Genomic DNA, 20546 nt, shown 5'->3' with positions numbered 1-20546 from the left:
TCTGTACCGCGAAAGCTAACCACTGACCGGTTCAGGAATCAGTCGTGCACTGCCCTGTCGGCCAGATCCTCGATGTCGTCGACCTTCGTCACGGTGGTCCGGAGCGGGACCTCCTTGATGAAGAGGACGGCGATCAGGCTGACGGCCGCGCAGGCGGCGGCGATCAGGAAGATCCGGCCGGTGGCGTCGCCGTACGCGTGGCGCACGAGCTCGGCCAGTTGCGGCGGGAGGTGGTTGACGTCGAGCAGGCTCTGGCCGCCACCGGAGGCCTGGTCGCGGGCGCTCGGCGGCAGACCGGCGAGGATCAAATCCTTGACCCGGGAGGCCAGCACGGCACCGAGGGCCGCGACGCCGACCGCACCGCCGAGGCTGCGGAAGAACGAGACCGTCGCACTGGAGGCACCGATCTGGCTGACGTCGACCGTGTTCTGTACGGCGAGCACCAGGTTCTGCATCATCATGCCCATGCCGATGCCCATCGACAGCATGCCGAGACCGACGAACCAGTACGGCGTGGTGTGGTCGATGCTGCCGAGGATCAGCAGGCCGATCACGAGCAGGATGCCGCCGATGACCAAGTAGCGCTTCCACTTGCCGAAGCGGGTGATCAGCTGACCGGATCCGACGGAGCCGATGAACGAGCCGAGCATCATCGGGATCGTGAGCAGACCGGCCTCGGTCGGGCTGTAGCCGCGGGCGATCTGGAAGTACTGCCCGAGGAACAGCGCGCTGCCGAACATCGCGACGCCGACCGCGAGGCTGGCCACGATCGCCAGCGCGGTGGTCCGCTCCCGGACGACCTTGAGCGGAACCAGCGGCTCGGAGACCTTGCTCTCGACCAGGACGGCCAGTGCACCGAAGAGCAGGGTGCCGCCGACGAAGAGCGCTGACTGCCAGGACATCCAGGCGAAGTCGTGACCGGCGAAGGTGACCCAGAGCAGCGGCAGGCTGGCCGCGATGCTGATCAGGATCGCGCCGAGGTAGTCGACCTTGACCTTGCGCTTGAGCAGCGGCAGGTGCAGGTACTTCTGCAGAATGATCAGGCTGATCACGGCCAGCGGCACGCAGACGTAGAAGCACCAGCGCCAGCCGAGCCACGAGGTGTCGACGATGACGCCACCGATGAGCGGACCGGACACGGTGGCGACCGCCATCACGGCACCCATGTAGCCGGAGTACCGGCCGCGGTTGCGGGGCGGGATCGCCGCACCGATGATCGACTGGGCCAGCGCCATCAGGCCGCCCATCGCGAGACCCTGCAGCACCCGGGCGCCGATCAGGAACGGCATGTTGTGCGCCGTGCCCGCCAGCGCGGAACCGACCACGAAGAGCGAGATCGCCAGCTGCACGAGCAGCTTCTTGCTCATCAGGTCGGACAGCTTGCCCCAGATCGGCGTGGACACCGTGGTGGCCAGCAGGCTCGCCGTCAGCACCCAGGTGTACTGCGTCTGGGAACCCTGGAGGTCGGCGATGATCGTCGGCAACGCATTGCTGACGATCGTCGAGCTGAGCATCGCTGTGAACAGCGCGGCCAGCAGGCCGATCAGGATCTCGAGGATCTCGCGGTGAGTGAGTTCCGGAGCACTGGGCAGTTGGCTCCGGGTCTCGGTGACAGTCATCAGTCTCCCGTTGTGTGTGAACGCCTCACGGAGTCGGCGGCTTCGGTGACGGCGCGGGCCAGCCGCTTCAGGACACCGGCAGCCTCACCCAGTGCGTCGTCGTCGAAGTCCGCCAAGGCGGAGCGCAGTTGCTTGGTATAGGCGGAGTACATGGCCTCCAGCCGGGCCTTGCCGTCGTCGGACACCCGGACCAGCCCCACCCGGGCATCTGCCGGGTCCGGCCGACGGCTCACCAGTCCGTCGGCCTCCAGGGCGGTCAGTTGCCGGCTGACCACAGAGGCGTCGACGCCGAGCTTCGCGGCAATCTCCTTGCCACGCTGCTCGCCGTCCGTCATCAGCACCTTGAGGACACTCGCGTCAGCTCGACGCAGATTGCTGGTCCCCGGCATCAGGTGCTTGTGCTCAATACAGCGCACGGCCCGGATCAAGGCGCTGACACCTTCCATCAGCTCCTGGGCCGACGCGTCCCGCTCTACCCCCGGGACAAGGGGTTGCTGAGCTAGTTGCATAACTCAACTATACATTATTAGTTGGTTTCTGCAACCATATGTGCGAACCGCTGCTGCTCGACTACGGAGCGTGCAATCAGCTGAGGTCGGAGTTGAGGTGGCCGAGGAGGCGGCCGAGGTCGGAGAGGTCCTCGGGGTTCCAGCGGCTGAAGATGGCGCGGAACTCCGTCTGGCGCTGCGCACGGAAGGCGCTGAAGCGCTCGGCACCGAGGGCGGTGAGTTTGAGCAGGCGGGCGCGGCCGTCGTCCGGGTCGCCGACGCGCTCCAGGAGGCCGAGGCCTTCGAGCTGGGTGATCCCGCGGCTGACGGTCGACTTGTCCAGGCCGAGGGCGAGGGCCACGTCCGAGGCGCGGACGCCGACGCCGGCACCGCCCATGAACTCGACCTGCGAGATCAGCGCGTAGCCGGCCGCGTCCAGATCCGGGTGCACGCGACGGGCCATCATCATCGAGGCCGAGCGGGCCCGCCGGAACAGGGCCGACAGTTGCTGCTCGATATCCGCGACCAGCGGCTCGGTGGCACGCTCGATCTCCGGGGAGGTCTCGGTCATCGGACCACGATCCCGGCGTCGCGCAGCGCCTTCTTGACGTCGGCGATCCGGAAGTCGCCGAAGTGGAAGACACTCGCCGCCAGTACGGCGTCCGCCCCCGCCTCGACCGCCGGCGGGAAGTGCTCGGGCGAACCCGCTCCCCCACTCGCGATCAGTGGCACGTCGACGACGTCGCGAACAGCCTTGATCAGCTCGAGGTCGAAACCCCTTTTGGTGCCGTCGGCATCCATCGAGTTCAGCAGGATCTCGCCCGCACCCAGCTCACACCCGCGTCGCGCCCACTCGATCGCGTCCAGCCCCGCCGACCGGCGACCACCGTGCGTCGTCACCTCGAAACCACTCGGCTGATCAGAGGAACGCCGTACGTCGAGGGAGAGCACCAGCACCTGATTGCCGAACCGGTGCGCGATCTCCTTGATCACATCAGGCCGCGCGATCGCACCAGTGTTGATCCCCACCTTGTCCGCGCCGGCCCGCAACAGCCGGTCGACGTCGGCCGCCTCCCGCACTCCCCCGCCGACAGTCAGCGGAATGAACACCTGCTCCGCCGTCCGCCCCACCACGTCGTACGTCGTCTCCCGCGAACCCGAGGAGGCGGTGATGTCGAGGAAGGTGAGCTCGTCGGCCCCCTCCGCGTCGTACACCTGGGCCATCTCGACCGGATCGCCGGCGTCGCGCAGCCCGGTGAAGTTCACACCCTTGACCACCCGCCCGGCATCGACATCCAGGCAGGGAATCACACGCACGGCGAGAGTCACGCGGCCAGGATATCCGGGCAGGCATTCGACCACGGCTTAATAGTCCACCGATGGCAACTTGTCTCCCGGCCGGCACGTCGTGCAGGTGACGAAAAGTGTTCCGACCTGGGAGGTAATTGCTCATGCAGCGATCATTCCGCCGGCTGGCGGTGGGGGCCGCGAGTCTGGCCCTGCTGTCGACGAGTGTGATCGGTTCGGCCACCGCCGAAGGAGTCGGGTCGCCGGGCGCACCGGGTGTCGGGGACAGCGTGTTCCCGAATCTCGGCAACGGCGGGTACGAGGCCGAGCACTACCTGATCGAGATGAAGTACGACGCCGCGACCAAGCTGATCGACGCCACCATGACGATGAGCGCCCACGCCACCCAGCACCTGTCCGGTTTCAACCTCGACTCGTACGGGCTGGACATCGAATCCGTCGAGGTCGACGGCGTGGCCGCGCAGTACGTCCAGGACGGGCACGAACTGGTCGTCACCCCCGGAAGCCTGATCGGATCGCGCTTCACGGTCAAGGTGCACTACCAGGCCGACCCGCGCCGGTTGAAGCCGCCACTCGGCGGGTTCGTCGCGACACCCGACGGATTCAGTACGGCGCCGCAACCCGATGTCGCGCACACCATCTTCCCGAGCAACGACCATCCGTCGGACAAGGCGAAGTACACGTTCAAGGTGACCGCGCCGCAGGGCACGATCGGAGTTGCCACCGGTTCGAAGACCGACGAGACGGCCAACGCCGACGGCAGTACGACGTACACGTACGTGTCACGTGATCCGCTGCCGACCGAGCTCGTGCAGATCTCGGTCGGCGACTTCCAGGTGATCGACCGCGGTACGACGCCAGGCGGCGCGCGACTGCGTGACGTCGTACCGAAGGCTCGGGCGGCAGATCTGGAGCCCGCACTCGGACTGACCAAGGGGCAGCTCGGCTGGGTCGAGGAGCGGCTGGGCCCGTATCCGTTCGAGGCCTACGGCCTGCTGCCGGCGAACTCCGACGCGGCCGACGCGTTCGACTTCACCGGGCTCGAGACACAGACCCTGACGCTCTACAAACCGAACTACCTGAAGCGGCCGGAGAACCAGATCGGCACCCACATGGTGCACGAGGTCACCCACAGCTGGTTCGGCAACAGCGTCTCCCCGGCCGACTGGGGCAGCCTCTGGCTGAACGAGGGGAACGCCAACTACTACTCGTTCCTCTACCAGTACGAGCGCGGGTGGACGGACACCCACGGCAAGACGAACATGCTCGACCGGATGAAGGAGACCTACGGCAACGGCGACATCTGGCGCGCCAGGTCGGGTCCGGTCGCCAAGCCGAACGCCGCGAACCTGTTCGACGACATCCGCTACACCGGCGGAACGCTGACCCTCTTCGCCCTCTCGGAAAAGATCGGTGTGGAGAAGTTCGACCAGATCCAGCTCGCCTACCTCCGCACCTTCAAGAACCGCTCCGCCACCACCGAGGACTACATCGCCCTGGCCACCAGAGTCTCCGGCGACCCGACAGTCCGCCCGTTCCTCGAGGACTGGCTCTACGGCACCAAGGAACCCCCGATGCCGAACCACCCCGACTGGACCATCACCCCGCCGACCGCGAAGGCCCTCCGCACCACCAACGTCCAACGCGACCGCTACGAAGGCTGACCCCCGGATCGACAGCGGTGCTACCAGGGTAGTACCGTCAGATCATGGCTGTTGAAAAGCTGAGCGTCTCTCTTCCGGACACCGTTGCCGCCCGAGCCCGGCGGGCGGCCGAACGGGCCGGTCTCCCCTTGTCCACCTGGCTGGCCGAGGCCGCCGAGACCGCGGCGGATCTGGCTGATGCGCATCAGGCCGCCGAAGAGTACGAGGCGACCTTCGGCGAGCCCGATCCGCAGGAACTGCAGGCCGGCCGCGCGCAACTGGCGGAGGTCGGTGTCATCATCGGCGCGGCCGAGACGCCGGAGTACGCGGCCGGCCGTACGGCGGCATTGGCGCGTCTGCTCGGACTGCCCGAAGAAAAGCGGCTGGGATGACCGTCTTGATCCTGGACGCGGGCGCACTGATCCACGTCGAGAACAAGCCACGGGGGCGGGTGTACGGCCTGTGCCGCGATGCCCTGGACAGCGGAACTCATGCGCGGATACCTACGGTCGTACTGGCGCAGGTGTGGCGAGCGAGCCCACGACAGGCGCCGATCGCCACGCTGCGCCGGATCTGCAAGACCATCCCCTTCACCGACGACACAGCCGAGGCAGTCGGCCGGCTTCTCGCAGTGTCAGGTACCGCAGATGTCGTCGACGCGGCCGTCGTGGTGGCCGCGCTCAGTCACGGTGGAGCAGTGCTCACCTCCGATCCCGGCGACATCAGCAAGCTCGCCGATGCCGCGGGGATCGCGATACCGCTGATGGTCGTCTGACCCGGGCCTGCGCGGCTGTCCCCTGTGGCGGCCGCGCAGGCGGGTGGTCAGCTAGCCGGGCCGATCAGCTTCCACGGCTCGTGGTCGGGATCCGGACCGGTTCCCGGGGCGTTGTTCTGGGTCCACCACTTGGCTTTCCAGACCTTGTTGTTGTACTTCACCGTGACCTGCTCGACGGCTTGGGTCGTCGGGTCGTAGACCTTGGCCGAGTCCCAGTTCCCCGCGCTACAGCCACCGGCCGGCGGCGTCGCCGTACCGAGTCCCTTGAGGTTGTCGGTCACCGGCGCGTACGCCGTCCCGCCGATCGACAGGCTGGTGTTCACCGGGCCGGTGATCGGGAGGAAGTAGATGATCGGCAGATCGAGCGTCTTCCCGGCCGGGATGATCTGGCAGTAGTCCAGCGTCGTGCTGACCCGATGGAAGGTCGAGCCGGAAGTCAGCTTCCACTGCCCGCCCTGATCACCGGTCTGCCAGTTGACGTCCTTCACCAGCGGAGACGTCGACGCGGGAATGTCGAACGACAGCTTGGTGTCCTTACCACCGCCGAGCGTGCGCCCGGTGTTGTTGATGATCCGGACTGTCGGCTGCAGCGGCCACAAGTTCGCCGTCGCGGTCGGGTAGTTCACCATGTCCACACTGAGGTTCGCCGTCACCGCAGGCGCCGTACCAGAACTGCCGCTGCGGAGATTGTTGTCATAGGCCCCTGAATTGCCCAGCTTCTCGTTCAGCCGGGTGGTCAGGGTGTAGCCCATGCCGCAGGGATGCTGGGCGTCAACGGTGTCCGGACAGGCGAAGTCGCCGCCGAGCTCCCACATCATCACGCCGCCGGCGCCGGTCGACTTCACAAGATTGGTGACCGCGTCGATACCTTGTTCGTCTTCCGTGGACAGGAACACCTTCTTGTCGTTGTTCCACAGCCACGACGTCTTGGTCGTGTCGTCCCAGTGCCGCGAGTACTGACCGCTCAGCTTGTCGGCGGCCTCGTTCGGGTCCAGACCGACGTTCGGCGCGTATCTGGGGAAGATGTTCTTCTCCAGGTTCTTCGTGTGCCACAACGGGTTCGTCCCCGATCCGAGCTCACCGCCGTTGGACGTCTCGTCGTGCCAGATGTTGTCGATGCCGATCGCACCGTCACCACAGGGACGCCGTACGCCGGTCCCGGGCTCGCAACCGGTCTTCTGCGAGTTACCCCAGAGACCGTTCACCCCACCGGTCACGTTCTTCCAGCCACGGGTGTAATACGGGATCCCGATGTTCACCCGGCCGGCCTGCATCGCGCCACGCAGGTACTTCATCGCCCAGCTCGTGTTGAAGTACCCGATCCCGCCGTACTCCGGGGTGGAGTACTGATCGGCCAGCTCCGGGTCCTTGCCGTCGTCGAAGAGCGCGGCGTTCGGACCGACCACGTCGTTCCAGGTGCCGTGGTAGTCGTACGCCATCAGGTTCGTGAAGTCCTGGTAGTCCAGCGCGGTCTGGTTCGCCATGCCCCGCACGAGATAGCCGGAGGCCGACGACGCCGACGTGAGCTGGTAGTACTTGTTGTCGGCCGCCGATGCGCGGTTCAGCGAGTCGCGCAGCGTCTTCATCAACGCCGCGTACGACGTGGGCAGCCCCTTCCGCCGCGGATTCGCCGTACCCCAGTCGTTGGGGTTGCCGGTGTCGTCCAGGACTGTCGGATACTCGAAGTCGATGTCCACCCCGTCGAACCCATAGGTCCGCACGAAGTCCACAGCCGAGCTGGCGAACGTGTCGATCCCACCCTGGTTGACCGAACCATCAGCGTTCGTGGTCATCGCGTAGAACCCACCCGACCCCGCCCAACCACCGACGGAGATCAGCGTCTTCACCCGCGGATGCAGCTTCTTGTACTTCGTCAGCAGGTTGAAATGACCCTTGTACGGCAACGACGGATCCATCTCGGCACCCGTTTGACCGGGCCACTCCATCGTGGTCGCCGCGTCGTCGACAGAGATGCGGTTGTTGTTCACCGACGCGAAGGCGTAGTTGATATGCGTAACCCTCGACCACGGGATGTTCTTCACCAGATAGTGCGGCGTGCCGTCTTTGCCCGTCCGCCCACCGTTGAAGTAGGCAACGACCCGGCGGTCACGACCCTGACCGAGCCACTCCCGGCCGTCGGCCTGATAGATCTTGCAGTACGGCGTCGCCACGCCCGGCGTGGTCGCCAGACCATCCGGCCGGCAATCGTCGGCCGCCGGTGCCAGCGGCCGCGGACCGCCGTCGTCACCGCCCGGGTGCTGCTCCATCGGGTCGCCCACTCCCCCGTTGTCGTCGACGGGGTCGGGTCCGGTGCGGTTGCGCTCGACGATCTCGTCGATCAGCCCACCGCCCGGGAAGTCCATCATGATCACGCCGGTCCGCGACATCGACGGCTCACCGCCGAACTTGTCATCACGGCCGGGATAGAACTCCGGACACCGGCCGTCGGTGTTGTGCAGACACTGGATCAGGAACTCGTTCACCCCGTTGGCGGTCGGCGTGCCGCCGGCCACGGTGAACGGGTGCGCGCCGGATCCCGAGCCGCTGGTGTAGTTCACGTACATCGAGCTCGGCTGGTAGACGTGCTCCTTCTCACCAGGCCGGCTCAGGTCCCAGACGCCGTTCGTCCGGCGCATGTGGGTGCGGACCTTCTCCCACTTGTCGTTGATGTCGCTGACGTCGTCGACCTGGTAGTCGTCCTGGACCCACTCGTCGTTCGACCCACCACCGGGGTACGGGATCTTCAGCCCGTAGCCGCCGTAGATCCCGCCGCGGACGCCGCGGAACGTCGTCAGCACGATCTTGCCGCGGGTCTCGGCGAGCGTCGGGGTGTCGGCCTGGTCGGTCCCGGTCACCGACGGCGTCCAGAACAGGCTGCTCCAGTTGGTCGCCGGATTCGAGTCGTCACCGTCGCCGGTGTACGCCTTGCCTTCCAGGTACGACCGCAGCGTCTTCAGCCGCCACTCGTCGTTGTCGTAGCCGCCGGCGTCGTTGCAGGAACCGGTCTCACCGGTGCACTCGGCCTTGAGGTGCAGCAGGATCGTCTCGCGCGGATGCGCGGCGAGGAAGTCCCGCGCCTTCGTCAGCACGTCGGCGAAGTTCGCCCACTGGTAGTACGTGCCGTGGTGGACGGTGAAGCTCATCCCGGCATCGCCCTTGTCCACGCGGACCCGGATGTCGATGGCGCGGATCCCGGCGTCGAACTGGGTGGTCAGCGTCTGCCCGCTGTACCCGTGGTTCTCCTGGGTCTTGGTGATGCTGGTGGTGATCGGGTCACAACTGTCGCCGCCGGTCCCGGAGTAGCCGCAGAGCGCGAGGCTGTCATGGGTGCCGGGGACGGAGAGTTTGTCGAGGGTGGTGTCGCCGGGGACACGGCTCATCCAGTCGACATTCGAGGCCGAGGCGCTCTCGATGCTGTTGTAGTACTCGTTGGCGGAGGCAACTCCGGTCGTCATCACCAGTGAGGCGGCGGTGATCGCGAGGGTTGTCACGGCGGCCGTCAGCAGCCGGGATCTGGGCATGGGTGATCTACCTTCGGTCGACAGGGGGCGGACGTCGAACGCGTCGATGGTAGGCCCATGAAAGCGCTCCCACAATGGCCTGGAAACGATCCCATCGTGGATAGCGCATTCCGTTTGGTACAGCATCCGAAAGGGGACCGACGGTTGCCGTCAGCCCCCTTCCGGGTGAACTACTTCCAGGCTTTGCGGCGGCTGTCGGCTGCCTTGACCGGGCGGGTGGACTCCCAGACGCGACGCCAGCGGGCCGAGGTGTCCGGTCCGGTCTGCGCAGGCGACGTACCGGACGCCACCCGTCGGCGCGACTCGTACCAGGTGGTCGACTCCTCGTCGAGCAGCGCGGCAACCGCGGCCGCGATGCGCGGTGCGAAGTCGCGCGGGCTCTCCCCCTCCGCGGGGCGGAGCGGATCGCCGTACCGGACGGCGACCGTCGGGCGACCGGGAACCGGCCAGCCGCGGCCGCGCGGCATCGCGGCGAACGAGCCCTTGATGCCGACCGGGATCACCGGCACGTTGTGCTCGACCGCCAGGTACGCCGCGCCCATCCGGAACCGCTGCAACCAGCCGTCAGGTGAACGAGTGCCCTCGGGGAACACCACAACGTTCCAGCCGTCCGCGAGCAGATCGCCCGGGGTCGCGCTCAGCTTGCCGCTACGACGCTCGATCGGGAACGTGTTGAACACGATCGCCGAACCGGCCGCACGCCACCACGTGTCGAAGAAATAGTCCGCGGCCGCGGCCATCGCCGTACGGCGACGCATCGCGTCCGGCAGCGAGAGCAGCAACAGCGGCGTGTCCAGGTGCGACGAGTGGTTCGCCACGATCAGCGCCGGACCGTCGAGCTTGAGCAGCGAGTCCAGCCCGCTCACCTCAGGCTTGACGGTGCCGTTGACGATCGCGTTCAGCGGACCCTTCTGCAGCACGTCACGGACCGCCATCGCGGCCGGTGTCCGGGCCCACTTGGTCGGGAAGACCGAGGTCTCCTTCGGTACGACGTACGGCTCGGCCGAACGCGGCACCTGCGCCCGCCGGCCCCAGCGCCAGCCGCGCGCGACCAGCTTGACGTCGCGCGCGGTCTCGCGCCCGTACTTCACCAAGCTGTTGCCCATCAGTGCACGTCCGCGATCAGGTGCGGCGGGTTGTGCAGGTAGGTGATCGACGGCGACCGGCCGACCGAGTGGCTCACCATCTCGAGCGCGTCCTGCAGCGTCGAGGCGGACCGGAAGCCCATCCGCTCGACCGTCTTGCGGTTCGCGCCGACCCAGACGATGTCGCCGCAGTGGTCCAGCGCGTGGCTGATCCAGTACCACATGTAGAACGGGTGCACGCCGTGGTACGCGTACGACGTCCGGTACAGGTGGATGTACCACGGGTCCTCGGCGTACTGCTTCTCGAACTTCGCCTCGATGGTGGCCGGGTCGGTCGACTCCGACAGCACCTCCTCGAAGAAGTCGACGTACGACGGGTGGTGCAGCTGGCTGAACTCGTACGGCACCGGGTGGTAGAGGATCAGCGCGCCGTCCTTGCGGACGATCGGGTTCCCCCGGTACGAGTTGAAGTGGTAGCCCATCCCCATCACCGCGGCGAGGATCGGGTTCATCACCGAGTTCACGTTGTAGGGGCTCAGGTACGGCACGCCGATGACGCCGACGTCGGCCTGGCCCTGCACCTCGACCATGTGCTGGCGGTGCACCATCTCGATGGTCTTCTCGTGCACCGGCTCGATCTTGCCGGCGTTGATACCGGTCAGCCCGTACGGCGACCGGACGTCGGTGTAGATCTTGTGCCGGATCTTGCTGCCCGCCGCCGCGAGGCCGCGCTTGGCGCCGAGCATCGAGGCCTGGTCCTTGAGCGACCACTCCCACTCGCGCTTCTGCAGGAACGACAGGCCGCCGGAGAACAGATCGTTGTTCAGGGTGGTCTCGATCTGGAAGACCTTGACGTGCTCGGTCAGCACCTCACCCATCCGCCAGGCCGAGTGGTGCATCTTCGAGGCCTTGTGGTCCATGAAGGACCGCGAGTGGATCATCGTGTGGCTGTTGTGGTGGTGCTTCAGCGACTTGTACGACGCCAGTCCGATCGACGTGGACTTGTGGCCACCGTCCATCGCCACCAGGTTCACGTTCACGTAGACCAGCAGGTCGGACTCGGCCGCCCGCTTGGAGATCTCGACGTCCTCGCCGTGCCGGGTCTGGCCCAGGTGGGTGAGGTTGTCGGCGTCCTCGGCGTCGAAGTTGTAGAGCTTGCCCTCGGGGAAGAACGACCGGAAGACGCGCTCGCCGACGATGTCGCGCAGCTCGTTCGGCGTCAGCCGCCGGTGCAGCGCGTTGGCCGAGATGATCTCGACGTCGTCGACCCCGGCCTGCGCGGCCAGCTCCAGCACGGCCTCGATGACACGCTGCCGGATGTCCGGCTTCTTCATCGGGGGCAGCGGCAGCGAGATGTCGTCGAACGCGATCGTCAGCCGCATGCCCGCGTGCAGGAGCTCCGGCAGCGGCTCGGACTCGATCGGGTTCAGCAACGCGTTCTGGATCGCCTCCTCCACATCGCGCACCGCGGGCAGTGCCTCCGGCGGGTAGACCACGCGGGTGCCGAGCGGGAACCGCTCCAGCAGGAATCCCTCACCGTTGTGCACGATGAGCGGCGGCGTGCGGTCGTCAACCTCAAGCACAAAACCTGGCCGGGACATGTCAGAAACCCTCTCGTCGTACGGCGGGCGCCCTCATGAGGCCCTCACATCGAAAGCAACCTTGACCGTGCCGAGGCGGCCGGCCGAATGCGCGTGGTCGAGTGCCTCACGCCAGCGGTACAGCGGGTACTTCGCCCCGACGACCCCGTCCAGCGGAGCCTTCGCGGCCAGGTCGAGCGCGGTCTCGAAGGCCGGGCGGCCGTTCGGCTCCGACGTCGAGGACGCGTAGGTGCCGGCCACCTCCAGCTCCCGGAACCACACCGGGGACAGGTCGACGCCGGTCCCGGGCATCCCGGACAGGACGACCCGGCCACCGGCCTTGGTGACCCGCAGTACGGTGTCGATCGAGTCCTTGCTGCCGACCGCGTCGACGGCGACGTCGACCCCGCCGAGCAGGAACTCCTTGGCACCGAGCTCCGGCTTGAGCCGGAACGCACCGGTCGCCCGGCGCACCCCGCGGAAAACCTCGTCGGGTGCGACGACATCGCTGGCCCCGAACGCCCGGGCGAGCTCACGCTGCTTGGCGTGCTTCGCGACCACGGTGATCCGGCCCGCCTGCGTCAGCTCCCGGATCGCGAGCGTGGCGAACAGTCCGACTGCCCCGGCGCCACTGATCAGAACCGACTGCCCTGCCTGGACGTTGGCCCGCAGCGCCGCGTGAACCGCACCGGCCAGCGGCTCGACGAGCACAGCGCGCTCATCGCTCAGCCCCTCCGGTACGGCGTACAGCTGGCTGCGGTGGGCGACCATGACGTTGCCCCAGCCACCGCCGGTGTCCTGGCAGAACCCGGTCTGCAGACCCGGCTTCAGGTGGCCGACCGTGATCCGGTCACACCGGTTGGTGTGGCCGGAGACGCAGCCCTCGCACAGCTCGACACCGCGGGTGGCGCAGGTCAGGACGCTGTCCATCACCACTCGGGTGCCCTTCGGCAGGTCCTCGCAGTCGTCCAGCAGCTCACCGACGACCTCGTGGCCGGGAACGAACGGCAGCGACACCACGGCCGAGAAGTACATCTTGGTCGAGCCGAACACCATGCCGAGATCCGAACCGCAGATCCCCGACAGGAGCGGCCGGATCCGCGCCCAGCCCTCCCGGTCGGCCTTCGGCTCGTTGATCGTGACGAGGCGCAGCGGCGCCGCCGGACCGGTCAGCATGCCGGGGATCCGGCCACCGACCGCCTTGGCCGCCAGATACTTCGCCGGCGAGCGGTACATCTCCAGAGCCAGCATCATCGTGCCAAACCTCCAGAACGCTGTACCCCCGGGAGCTCCAGACGGGACGAGGTGGTCGGGGTCTTCCAGTCGACGATCTGCCAGCGCCCGGCCCGGGCGGCCCGGTACAGCGACACATCGGGCGAGACCGCGACCGGGTTGCCCACGGTCGTCAGCATCGGCAGGTCCGAGTGGCTGTCGGCGTACGCGAAGGACTTCGACAGATCGATGTTGCCCTGCCGGGCCCGGTGCTTGATCCACGCCGCCCGGGACTCCCCGACCAGCGGCGGCCCGGACAGGTAGCCGGTGCAGCGGCCGCGGTCGTCGACGGACAGTTCGGCCGCGACGATCTCGTCGAACAACGGCTCCAGCGGCCGGGTCAGCGGTCGCACGGCACCGGTGATCAGGATCGTCTTGTGGCCGGCGGCCCGGTGCTCCCGGATCCGCCGTACAGCGGCACCGCTCAGGCGCTCGAGCACGTGCTCGGCGAGGATCTCGTCGACGATCCGGTTGAGCTCTTCCAGGTCGGCGCCGGCGTACCGGCGGTAGATCGTGCGCAGGAACGCGCCGCGGTCCTTGCGCTCGGCCGAGATCAGCTTCGGCAGCCGCCGCAGCATCTGCCCGATCTCACCGGCCCGCTGCGGACCGTCCAGCTCGGGCAGCCGCATCCACAGATAGGTCTCGATCACGTTCGACGACAGCAGCGTGCCGTCCATGTCGAACGCCGCGATGATCTCGCCGTCGCCGTCGACCGGGCCGGTGAGCTGCTTGAGCTTGCCGGCCGTCTCGGCCAGTCCCTTGTTCCGCTTCTTGCGGACCACGTCGAGGCGGCGCATCGACTCGGTGACGCTCGGGCAGTGCACGTCCTGCAGGTAGTACTGCCAGTCGACGACCGAGGTGTCGCAGGCGAACTTCACCTGGTCGTCGCCTTCGAGCGCGTTGTGCAGCGCGAGCACGTTGTCGTCGATGAAGTTCAGCTCGGCGTGCGCGTACTCGGCGTACAGGTCCAGGTAGCGGCGCAGGAAGTCGATGCGGCGCTTCTGCACGTCCAGCTCGCGGGCGTACTTGCGGGTGCGCTCACCGCGCGGCACCCGGGTGATGACCGCGTCGGCCAGCTTGTGCGCGCGCTCGCCGTACCGCAGCATCGTCTCGACCGAGTCGCCGCCGGGGAACTTCCAGACCGGCAGCCGGACCGCGCCGCGCTCGCCCAGATCGAACGGGTGCTTGGAGAAGTAGGCGTGGATCTCGGCGTAGACCTGGTGGAAGGTCAACGGGTTCCGGGCACCGGAACCGATGTGGTAGTACTCCGGCTTGCTCAGCTCGGGCTCGGTCGCCATCACCGCGCAGATCGCGCCGACCACGTGGTCGACCGGGATGATGTCGATGGTCGCGTCCGGGCTGGCCGGGAACTCCGGCAGCTCACCGCGGCCGTAGGCCAGGATCAGCGGCTCGGCCATCTTGAAGCCCTCGATCCAGCCCGGGTGCGGGCTGACCAGCGCGGACTCGATGATGGCGGGGCGCACGATCGAGGTCGGGAACTTCGCCGCGAACTCCTCCACCACGCGCTCGCCGAGCGCCTTGGTGAACGTGTAGCAGTCGGTCCAGCCGAGGCTGCGGGCGCGCTCGGTCCCGGTGTCGACGAGCCGCTTGGCGACCCACTCGGTACGGCGTCGCTCGGTGTCGGCGGCGGCGGTCAGGTGACCGGCGCGACGGTGTACCTTCTCGGCCGCCTTGCGGAACTTGGCCAGCATCGGCGCGGACCGCGACTGCTCCTCGATCCGCGACTTCATGGCCATCCCGGCCTCGGCCTCGACCCGCCAGTCGGCGGTGTGATCGACCGACGCCTCCGGGATCGCGCCGCGCCGGCGGCCGGCCGTGTAGGCGGTCGAGATGTGCACGTAGTGGATCGAGCGATCCGTGCCCTGCCGGCTCTCGTCGATCCGTTCCAGCAGGCTCTTCGTGCCGAGCACGTTGGTCGTGAACGCCTCGTGGATCGGCGGGTCGAAGCTGACGTCACCCGCACAGTGCACGACGATGTCGAGATCGTTCGGCAGCGCCGGTACGTCGGACAGGTCGCCCTCGACCACCTCGATCCGGGCGGCGGTCAGGGCCTCGGCGTCGGCGTACGGGGTGCCCTCGCCGTAGAACGGCTTGAAGATGTCCTTCTTCAGCAGCTGCGCCATCCGCATCGCGCCGGTCAGCGAGCCCTTGGGGCGGATGATCGCCACCACGGTCGTGCCGGGCAGGTCGCCGATCATCCGGTGCAGCAGGGCCTCACCGACGAAACCGGTGATCCCGGTAACGAGGACCTTCTTGTCCTGCAGCTTGTCGGCCAGACTCACTTGTCGCCTCCACGCGTGAGTTCGAGTGCCTCGGTCAGGGTGAACGCGCCGGCGTACAGGGCCTTGCCCACGATGACGCCCTCGACACCGTCGGCGACCAGCGTGCTCAGCGCTGACAGGTCGTCGAGGCTGGAGACGCCACCGGAGGCGATGATCGGCTTCGCCGTGCGCGCGCACAGATCGCGGTACAGGTCCAGGTTGGGCCCCTGGAGCATGCCGTCCTTCGTCACATCGGTGACCACGTAGCGCTCACAACCGGCAGTCTCCAGCCGCTCGAGCACCTCGTACAGGTCACCACCTTCCTTCGTCCAGCCCCGCGCCGCCAGCGTCCGGCCGCGCACGTCCAGCCCGATCGCGACCCGGTCGCCGTACTGCTGGATGATCCGGTCGCACCATTCCGGGTCCTCTAGCGCGGCCGTGCCGATGTTCACCCGGCGCGCACCGGTCGCCAGCGCCGCCTCCAGGGAGTCGTCGTCGCGGATCCCGCCCGACAACTCGACCTGCACGTCCAGCTTGCCGGTCACCTCGGCCAGCAGCTCACGGTTGCTCCCGCGCCCGAACGCCGCGTCCAGGTCGACCAGGTGGATCCACTCCGCCCCGGCCTCCTGCCAGGCCAGCGCAGCCGCCAGCGGATCGCCGTACGACGTCTCACTCCCGGCCGCACCCTGCACCAGCCGAACCGCCTGACCGTCCGCCACATCGACGGCAGGCAGCAGCACCAAGTTGCCAGACCGGGGTGGTGGGGTGGGGGAGGAACCAGACACAGACATGGCCCACACCCTAGAGGGCGTTGATGGCTGATTTGTAACCAGATGCCCTGCTGAATCACTCAGAATCAATCTGTCTCAGCAATACCAGTAGGTCAAGTGGTCTACCTGATTACGCTGGGCAAATGGTGACTCTGGAGGAGCTCTCGCGCGACCCGCACCCGGCGCTGGCCGCGATCCGTCCCATCGGCTGGGTCGAGCCGCTGGGCGGCTGGGTGGTCACGGGCCGGTCCCTGGCGATCGCCGTGCTGCGCGACCCCGACACCTTCACCGTCGACGACCCCCGCTTCTCCACAGCCCAGGTCGTCGGCCCCTCGATGCTCTCCCTGGACGGCCCCGCCCACGCCGCCCACCGAGGCCCCTTCGACTCCCCCTTCACCCTCGCCGAGACCCGCCGCCGCTTCACCCAACCGGTGACGGACACCGTCGCCGACCTGATCTCCGCCCTTCCCAGCCGCCTGGGGTCCGCCGACCTGCGGACGGCGCTGGCCGGACCACTCTCGGTCGCGGTCGTCGCCTACTCCCTCGGCCTCCCGCAGGCATCCGCCGCCACCGTCCTCGACTGGTACACCGCGATCTCCGCCTCGGTCACCGGGGTAGCCGCTGGGCGTGAAGTCACCGCCGAGGGCGCGGCCGCCTTCGCCGAGCTGCACAAACACGTTGCCTCGGGCATCGATTCGGAAGGACTGCTCGGTGCGGCGGCCCAGCGGCTGAGCGTCGACGAGGTCGTGGCGAACGCCGCCGTACTGATGTTCGGTGGGATCGAGACCACCGAAGGCATGATCACGAACGCCCTCTGGCACCTGCTCACACACCGGGAGCAATTGGAGTTGGTGCAGGCCGACCCCTCGCTCCTCCCCAATGCCCTGGAAGAGTCGCTGCGACTGGAACCAGCAGCGGCAGTCGTCGACCGTTACGCGACCCGCGACGTCTCGCTGGCCGGCGCGCAGATTCGCCGCGGCGACCTCGTGGTGGTGTCACTCGCCGGCGCGGGCCGCGACCCCGAGATCTTCCCGAACCCCGACACCTTCGACGTACGGCGATCCAACGCGCGCCGCCACCTCGCCTTCGCCAGCGGACCGCACATCTGCCTCGGCATGCACCTCACCCGGCTCGAGACGCAGACCGCGGTGGCCGCCGTACTGGAGTTGCCGGGGCTGCACCTGCTCCCCGGATCACCGGCACCCAGCGGACTCGTGTTCCGCAAGGTGCCGGCGCTCAACGTGGCATGGGAGGAATGAGGCCGTCCCGGGTCAGTACGACGGTTGCTCCGGACTCACCGGCCGCCTGGACCATGCGAAGCGCCGCCAGCGCCGGGTGGTCGTCGAGGAGCTTGGCGGAGTTGGCCAGCGAACGCAGCGCCGCCGCCTCACCCCGGGCCCGCTCCAGCGCAGCCCGGCCGCGCTGACGCTCCAGTGCGGTCTCGGCCAGCGCAGACCGCAGCTCACCGACCAGTGCGAGGTCCCGAATCGACGCATCCTCGACGGTGATCCCCAGCCCGGCCACCTCGGTGCGGACCGGCTCAGGCAGCTCGGCGCTGACCGCGGACCGGACCTCCGGCCGAAGCAGTTCCTCGAGCTCACGCCGGCCAACGGCCTCGCGGACCGCGAGCTGCAGTGCGACGTGCAGGAGGTCGAGCGGCGCCTCGGCGTACTCGACGAACGCGCGCGGATCGCTGACCTGCCAACGAACGACAGCGGTCACCCGCACCGTCACACCGTCGGCGGTGAAGATCTCCTGCCCGGACACGGTCAGCTGGCGTACCCGCAGGTCGACGCTCTCCCGCCGTACCCTCCAGATCTTGCGCAGCGAGTGCCGCCCCGGCTCCAGCATCGCCTCGAACACACCGTCGCGATACACCAGCATCCGCTCGTGCGCCTGCACAACAACCTTCGCCACTGCTCGTCCTCCCTGATCCTTCCCCGAAATGAGATCCGCCCCGGCACACACCCGGTACGGCGGCGGAGGTTCCGGCACCGTACTGACTGCCGGGCCTGCTGGCCGCGCTCCGGGAAAGCCTGTGTGCCGGGGCGAATCGTTGCGAGGGCTTGTCCGTTGCAAGCGGAGTGCACCGCATCAGGACGACGCGCAGAACGGACTCCGGTACACCGGCATCCGCTGCAGACCTGACCGTGCCTGTTCAGTGTGGCGGCAGACCGTGGCCCTCAGCAACCGGTTTGCCTCAGGCGAAGAACACGTCGTACCCGAGCCGCAGGATCAGGCCGGAGACGACCACCAGGAAGACCACACGGACGAACTTGCTCCCGCGGGCGACCGCGGTCCGCGCACCGAGCAGACCGCCGACCATGTTGGCCGCACCCATGATCAGGCCGAGCTTCCACAGCGGCGCGCCATGCAGGGCGAAGATGCCGATCGCACCCAGATTCGTGGCCACGTTGGCGATCTTGGCCTTCGCACTGGCCTGGAGGAAGTTGTAGCCGAGCAATCCGACCAGCGCGAAGATCAGGAACGAACCTGTCCCCGGGCCGACCGCGCCGTCGTAGAAACCGATCACCACCCCGACTCCACAGGCGGCGAGATAGTGCTCCTTGCCGTCGAAGCGCAGTGCCGTCCGCGCTCCCAGCGACGGCTTCATCGCGGTGTAGATGGCGACTCCGATCAGCAGCACCAGCACGATCGGCTTGAACCACGACATCGGGATCTGCGTCGCCACCAACGCTCCTGCGGCTGATCCGAGCCCAGCCAGAATCGCCAGCGGGATCACGGTCCGCTTGTCCGGCCGCACCTTGACGCCGAACGTGACCGCGCTGGTCGTCGTACCGAACAGCGACGAGATCTTGTTGGTCGACAGGATCTGCGCGGGTGAAGCGTTCGGCAGGCCGAGCAGCATCGCGGGGAGTTGCAACAGCCCACCACCGCCGACCACGGCGTCGATCCAGCCGGCCGCGAACGCGGCGAGGATCAGGAAGATCAGGGTCCAGGTGGAGATATCAGGCACACGCTCCATGATCAGGTAAGGCCATTGTTCTAAACAACCTTTACGTGACCCATCCCACCTCAGCGCGCCAGTACGGCGTCCAGCACCGCCGCCAGACCGATCCGCGATCACCCACTAGGCGAATCAGTTGGCGCTACTCGCCGGCCACCTCGGACTGGATAGCGCCTGGCCGCTGCACCATCCCGAGGTCATCGCGGACGGCCCAGCACTCGGAGATCCGACGGCCCTCGATCCGGAACATGTGCGCCCATCTCGACCGACATCTCCCCCGCGGAACTCGACCCCCTTCCATTTCGCCGCGCGAACGCCGTACAGGACGACGAGATCCCCTCGGCCACCCACCGCTGCTCGGGACTGATTCGACTGCATCCTTGAGCCCCTGCAGGCCGGGACGCTGAACCGATTCCGGCGTTGTCAGCTGGATGAGCCGAGCTGGGCAAGGTGGTCTCTGAGCTCTTCGACGCGGACGGCGATCTTGGTGCGCTCTTCCGCTGCGAATCTGCGAACCTGAACATCCAGCACGGCTTGCACCTGGATGTCGGTCAGGCCTAGCTGAAGTGACAGCTCCCGCGCGGCGGCGTCGACCGTGGTCGAACGGGCGACGATGGCGAGCATTTCGTCACGGTGGTCGAGCGCGATCAGGAGTCCTTCGAAGATGCTCAGTTGCTGTTGGACGCCTTCGAGTTCAGATCGCATGAGTTGATCGTGCCAGCAAGCAGCCCTCCCTGTCGTCTTGGTCGTCTTGGTCGTCTTGGTCGTCTTGGTCGTCTCGGTCGTCTTGGTCGTCTTGGTCGTCTCGGTCGTCGTTTCCGAGTGCCCGAAATCTCCGATTGCTTGGTTCGCTCGACGTCGTGGCTTCATCGGAGGTCTCACTCTCCTCGATCCCCATCCCCTCGCGGCCCGGCATTGGTATTCCCTGGGCCGACCGCGCCACCCAGGCATTAGACACGATCTCTTGTGCAAGATTCATTGCGAACTGGACCAGGAGGAATCGGAGAACTTGACCACCGCCGGCCACGGCCCCTTCTCCCGCTCTCCCGCTCTCCCGCTCTCCCGCTCTCCCGCTCTCCCGCTCTCCCGCTCTCCCGCTCTCCCGCTCTCCCGCTCTCCCGCTCTCCCGTCAAGGCGATGCATACCCGGTTTCGGCATCTTGGAGATGTGATGTTTCCCCTTGTGGATAAGCCGATTCGGCTCCTCCGGCGATTTGAGTGAGAGCGGCGATGGGC

General features: G+C 67.5%; 17 protein-coding genes. 4 read left to right on the top strand and 13 right to left on the bottom strand.

Annotated features, from left to right (window positions below):
- Window positions 1-38 precede the first annotated feature (38 nt).
- The 4 genes from OG474_RS35715 to hisF all read right to left on the bottom strand — a co-directional run bounded on the left by OG474_RS35715 (window position 39) and on the right by hisF (window position 3436).
- The gene (locus tag OG474_RS35715; protein WP_405058048.1) at window positions 39-1619 is read right to left on the bottom strand and encodes an MFS transporter; all 1581 of its coding nucleotides are present in this window, start codon (window positions 1617-1619) and stop codon (window positions 39-41) included.
- Entirely contained in the window at window positions 1619-2128 is a 510-nt protein-coding gene (locus OG474_RS35710) for a MarR family winged helix-turn-helix transcriptional regulator (protein WP_405058047.1), read from the bottom strand. The genes OG474_RS35715 and OG474_RS35710 overlap by 1 nt, the downstream gene beginning before the upstream one ends.
- A 76-nt stretch (window positions 2129-2204) precedes the next feature.
- The gene (locus tag OG474_RS35705) at window positions 2205-2678 is read right to left on the bottom strand and encodes a MarR family winged helix-turn-helix transcriptional regulator (protein ID WP_405058046.1); all 474 of its coding nucleotides are present in this window, start codon (window positions 2676-2678) and stop codon (window positions 2205-2207) included.
- Window positions 2675-3436 carry an imidazole glycerol phosphate synthase subunit HisF gene (hisF, locus tag OG474_RS35700; protein ID WP_405058045.1) on the bottom strand — a complete coding sequence of 254 codons (762 nt, stop codon included), beginning with the start codon at window positions 3434-3436 and terminating at the stop codon, window positions 2675-2677. The genes OG474_RS35705 and hisF overlap by 4 nt, the downstream gene beginning before the upstream one ends.
- A 122-nt stretch (window positions 3437-3558) precedes the next feature.
- Here hisF and OG474_RS35695 point away from each other — a divergent pair, with 122 nt between their 5' ends.
- From OG474_RS35695 to OG474_RS35685, 3 genes are read left to right on the top strand one after another with little or no spacing between them, the layout of a single operon-like run.
- The gene (locus OG474_RS35695) at window positions 3559-5079 is read left to right on the top strand and encodes a M1 family metallopeptidase (protein ID WP_405058044.1); all 1521 of its coding nucleotides are present in this window, start codon (window positions 3559-3561) and stop codon (window positions 5077-5079) included.
- A gap of 44 nt (window positions 5080-5123) precedes the next feature.
- Window positions 5124-5450: a hypothetical protein gene (locus tag OG474_RS35690; protein ID WP_405058043.1), complete on the top strand. Its 327-nt coding sequence runs from the start codon at window positions 5124-5126 to the stop codon at window positions 5448-5450.
- Window positions 5447-5833: a PIN domain nuclease gene (locus OG474_RS35685; RefSeq protein WP_405058042.1), complete on the top strand. Its 387-nt coding sequence runs from the start codon at window positions 5447-5449 to the stop codon at window positions 5831-5833. The genes OG474_RS35690 and OG474_RS35685 overlap by 4 nt, the downstream gene beginning before the upstream one ends.
- Window positions 5834-5880: 47 nt before the next feature.
- On the opposite strand, the gene OG474_RS35680 is transcribed toward OG474_RS35685, so the two are convergent.
- From OG474_RS35680 to priA, 6 genes are all read right to left on the bottom strand, one after another.
- Complete coding sequence (locus OG474_RS35680) at window positions 5881-9354, bottom strand: phosphatidylinositol-specific phospholipase C domain-containing protein (protein WP_405058041.1); 3474 nt, start codon at window positions 9352-9354, stop codon at window positions 5881-5883.
- A 170-nt stretch (window positions 9355-9524) separates the two neighbouring features.
- Complete coding sequence (locus OG474_RS35675) at window positions 9525-10460, bottom strand: lysophospholipid acyltransferase family protein (protein WP_405058040.1); 936 nt, start codon at window positions 10458-10460, stop codon at window positions 9525-9527.
- Window positions 10460-12040: a lactate racemase domain-containing protein gene (locus tag OG474_RS35670; RefSeq protein ID WP_405058039.1), complete on the bottom strand. Its 1581-nt coding sequence runs from the start codon at window positions 12038-12040 to the stop codon at window positions 10460-10462. The genes OG474_RS35675 and OG474_RS35670 overlap by 1 nt, the downstream gene beginning before the upstream one ends.
- A gap of 33 nt (window positions 12041-12073) precedes the next feature.
- Window positions 12074-13273 carry a zinc-binding dehydrogenase gene (locus OG474_RS35665; RefSeq protein ID WP_405058038.1) on the bottom strand — a complete coding sequence of 400 codons (1200 nt, stop codon included), beginning with the start codon at window positions 13271-13273 and terminating at the stop codon, window positions 12074-12076.
- Window positions 13270-15594 carry an HAD-IB family hydrolase gene (locus OG474_RS35660; RefSeq protein ID WP_405058037.1) on the bottom strand — a complete coding sequence of 775 codons (2325 nt, stop codon included), beginning with the start codon at window positions 15592-15594 and terminating at the stop codon, window positions 13270-13272. Before OG474_RS35660 ends, OG474_RS35665 begins: the two co-directional genes overlap by 4 nt.
- Window positions 15591-16364 carry a bifunctional 1-(5-phosphoribosyl)-5-((5-phosphoribosylamino)methylideneamino)imidazole-4-carboxamide isomerase/phosphoribosylanthranilate isomerase PriA gene (priA, locus tag OG474_RS35655; RefSeq protein WP_405058036.1) on the bottom strand — a complete coding sequence of 258 codons (774 nt, stop codon included), beginning with the start codon at window positions 16362-16364 and terminating at the stop codon, window positions 15591-15593. The genes OG474_RS35660 and priA overlap by 4 nt, the downstream gene beginning before the upstream one ends.
- Window positions 16365-16486: 122 nt before the next feature.
- Here priA and OG474_RS35650 point away from each other — a divergent pair, with 122 nt between their 5' ends.
- Complete coding sequence (locus OG474_RS35650; RefSeq protein WP_405058035.1) at window positions 16487-17602, top strand: cytochrome P450; 1116 nt, start codon at window positions 16487-16489, stop codon at window positions 17600-17602.
- Here OG474_RS35650 and OG474_RS35645 read toward each other — a convergent pair.
- The 3 genes from OG474_RS35645 to OG474_RS35635 form a co-directional block, all read right to left on the bottom strand.
- Entirely contained in the window at window positions 17580-18260 is a 681-nt protein-coding gene (locus OG474_RS35645; protein ID WP_405058034.1) for a slipin family protein, read from the bottom strand. The two genes, OG474_RS35650 and OG474_RS35645, sit on opposite strands and share 23 nt — an antisense overlap.
- 283 nt (window positions 18261-18543) lie before the next feature.
- Entirely contained in the window at window positions 18544-19320 is a 777-nt protein-coding gene (locus OG474_RS35640) for a TSUP family transporter (RefSeq protein WP_405058033.1), read from the bottom strand.
- A 414-nt stretch (window positions 19321-19734) separates the two neighbouring features.
- Window positions 19735-20016, bottom strand: a complete 282-nt coding sequence (locus tag OG474_RS35635; RefSeq protein ID WP_405058032.1) for a DNA gyrase subunit A — start codon at window positions 20014-20016, stop codon at window positions 19735-19737.
- Window positions 20017-20546: the final 530 nt, after the last annotated feature.

It is taken from the genome of Kribbella sp. NBC_01505, assembly GCF_045040285.1.
Taxonomy (GTDB): Bacteria; Actinomycetota; Actinomycetes; order Propionibacteriales; family Kribbellaceae; genus Kribbella.
This window is presented reverse-complemented; position numbering and strand designations above follow the sequence as displayed.

Bases quoted from the DNA above. Each gene is read 5' to 3' on its own strand.
- OG474_RS35715 (WP_405058048.1), bottom strand. From the start codon at position 1,619: ATGACTGTCACCGAGACCCGGAGCCAACTGCCCAGTGCTCCGGAACTC.
- OG474_RS35710 (WP_405058047.1), bottom strand. From the start codon at position 2,128: ATGCAACTAGCTCAGCAACCCCTTGTCCCGGGGGTAGAGCGGGACGCG.
- OG474_RS35705 (WP_405058046.1), bottom strand. From the start codon at position 2,678: ATGACCGAGACCTCCCCGGAGATCGAGCGTGCCACCGAGCCGCTGGTC.
- OG474_RS35695 (WP_405058044.1), top strand. From the start codon at position 3,559: ATGCAGCGATCATTCCGCCGGCTGGCGGTGGGGGCCGCGAGTCTGGCC.
- OG474_RS35690 (WP_405058043.1), top strand. From the start codon at position 5,124: ATGGCTGTTGAAAAGCTGAGCGTCTCTCTTCCGGACACCGTTGCCGCC.
- OG474_RS35685 (WP_405058042.1), top strand. From the start codon at position 5,447: ATGACCGTCTTGATCCTGGACGCGGGCGCACTGATCCACGTCGAGAAC.
- OG474_RS35680 (WP_405058041.1), bottom strand. From the start codon at position 9,354: ATGCCCAGATCCCGGCTGCTGACGGCCGCCGTGACAACCCTCGCGATC.
- OG474_RS35675 (WP_405058040.1), bottom strand. From the start codon at position 10,460: ATGGGCAACAGCTTGGTGAAGTACGGGCGCGAGACCGCGCGCGACGTC.
- OG474_RS35670 (WP_405058039.1), bottom strand. From the start codon at position 12,040: ATGTCCCGGCCAGGTTTTGTGCTTGAGGTTGACGACCGCACGCCGCCG.
- OG474_RS35665 (WP_405058038.1), bottom strand. From the start codon at position 13,273: ATGATGCTGGCTCTGGAGATGTACCGCTCGCCGGCGAAGTATCTGGCG.
- priA (WP_405058036.1), bottom strand. From the start codon at position 16,364: ATGTCTGTGTCTGGTTCCTCCCCCACCCCACCACCCCGGTCTGGCAAC.
- OG474_RS35650 (WP_405058035.1), top strand. From the start codon at position 16,487: ATGGTGACTCTGGAGGAGCTCTCGCGCGACCCGCACCCGGCGCTGGCC.
- OG474_RS35635 (WP_405058032.1), bottom strand. From the start codon at position 20,016: ATGCGATCTGAACTCGAAGGCGTCCAACAGCAACTGAGCATCTTCGAA.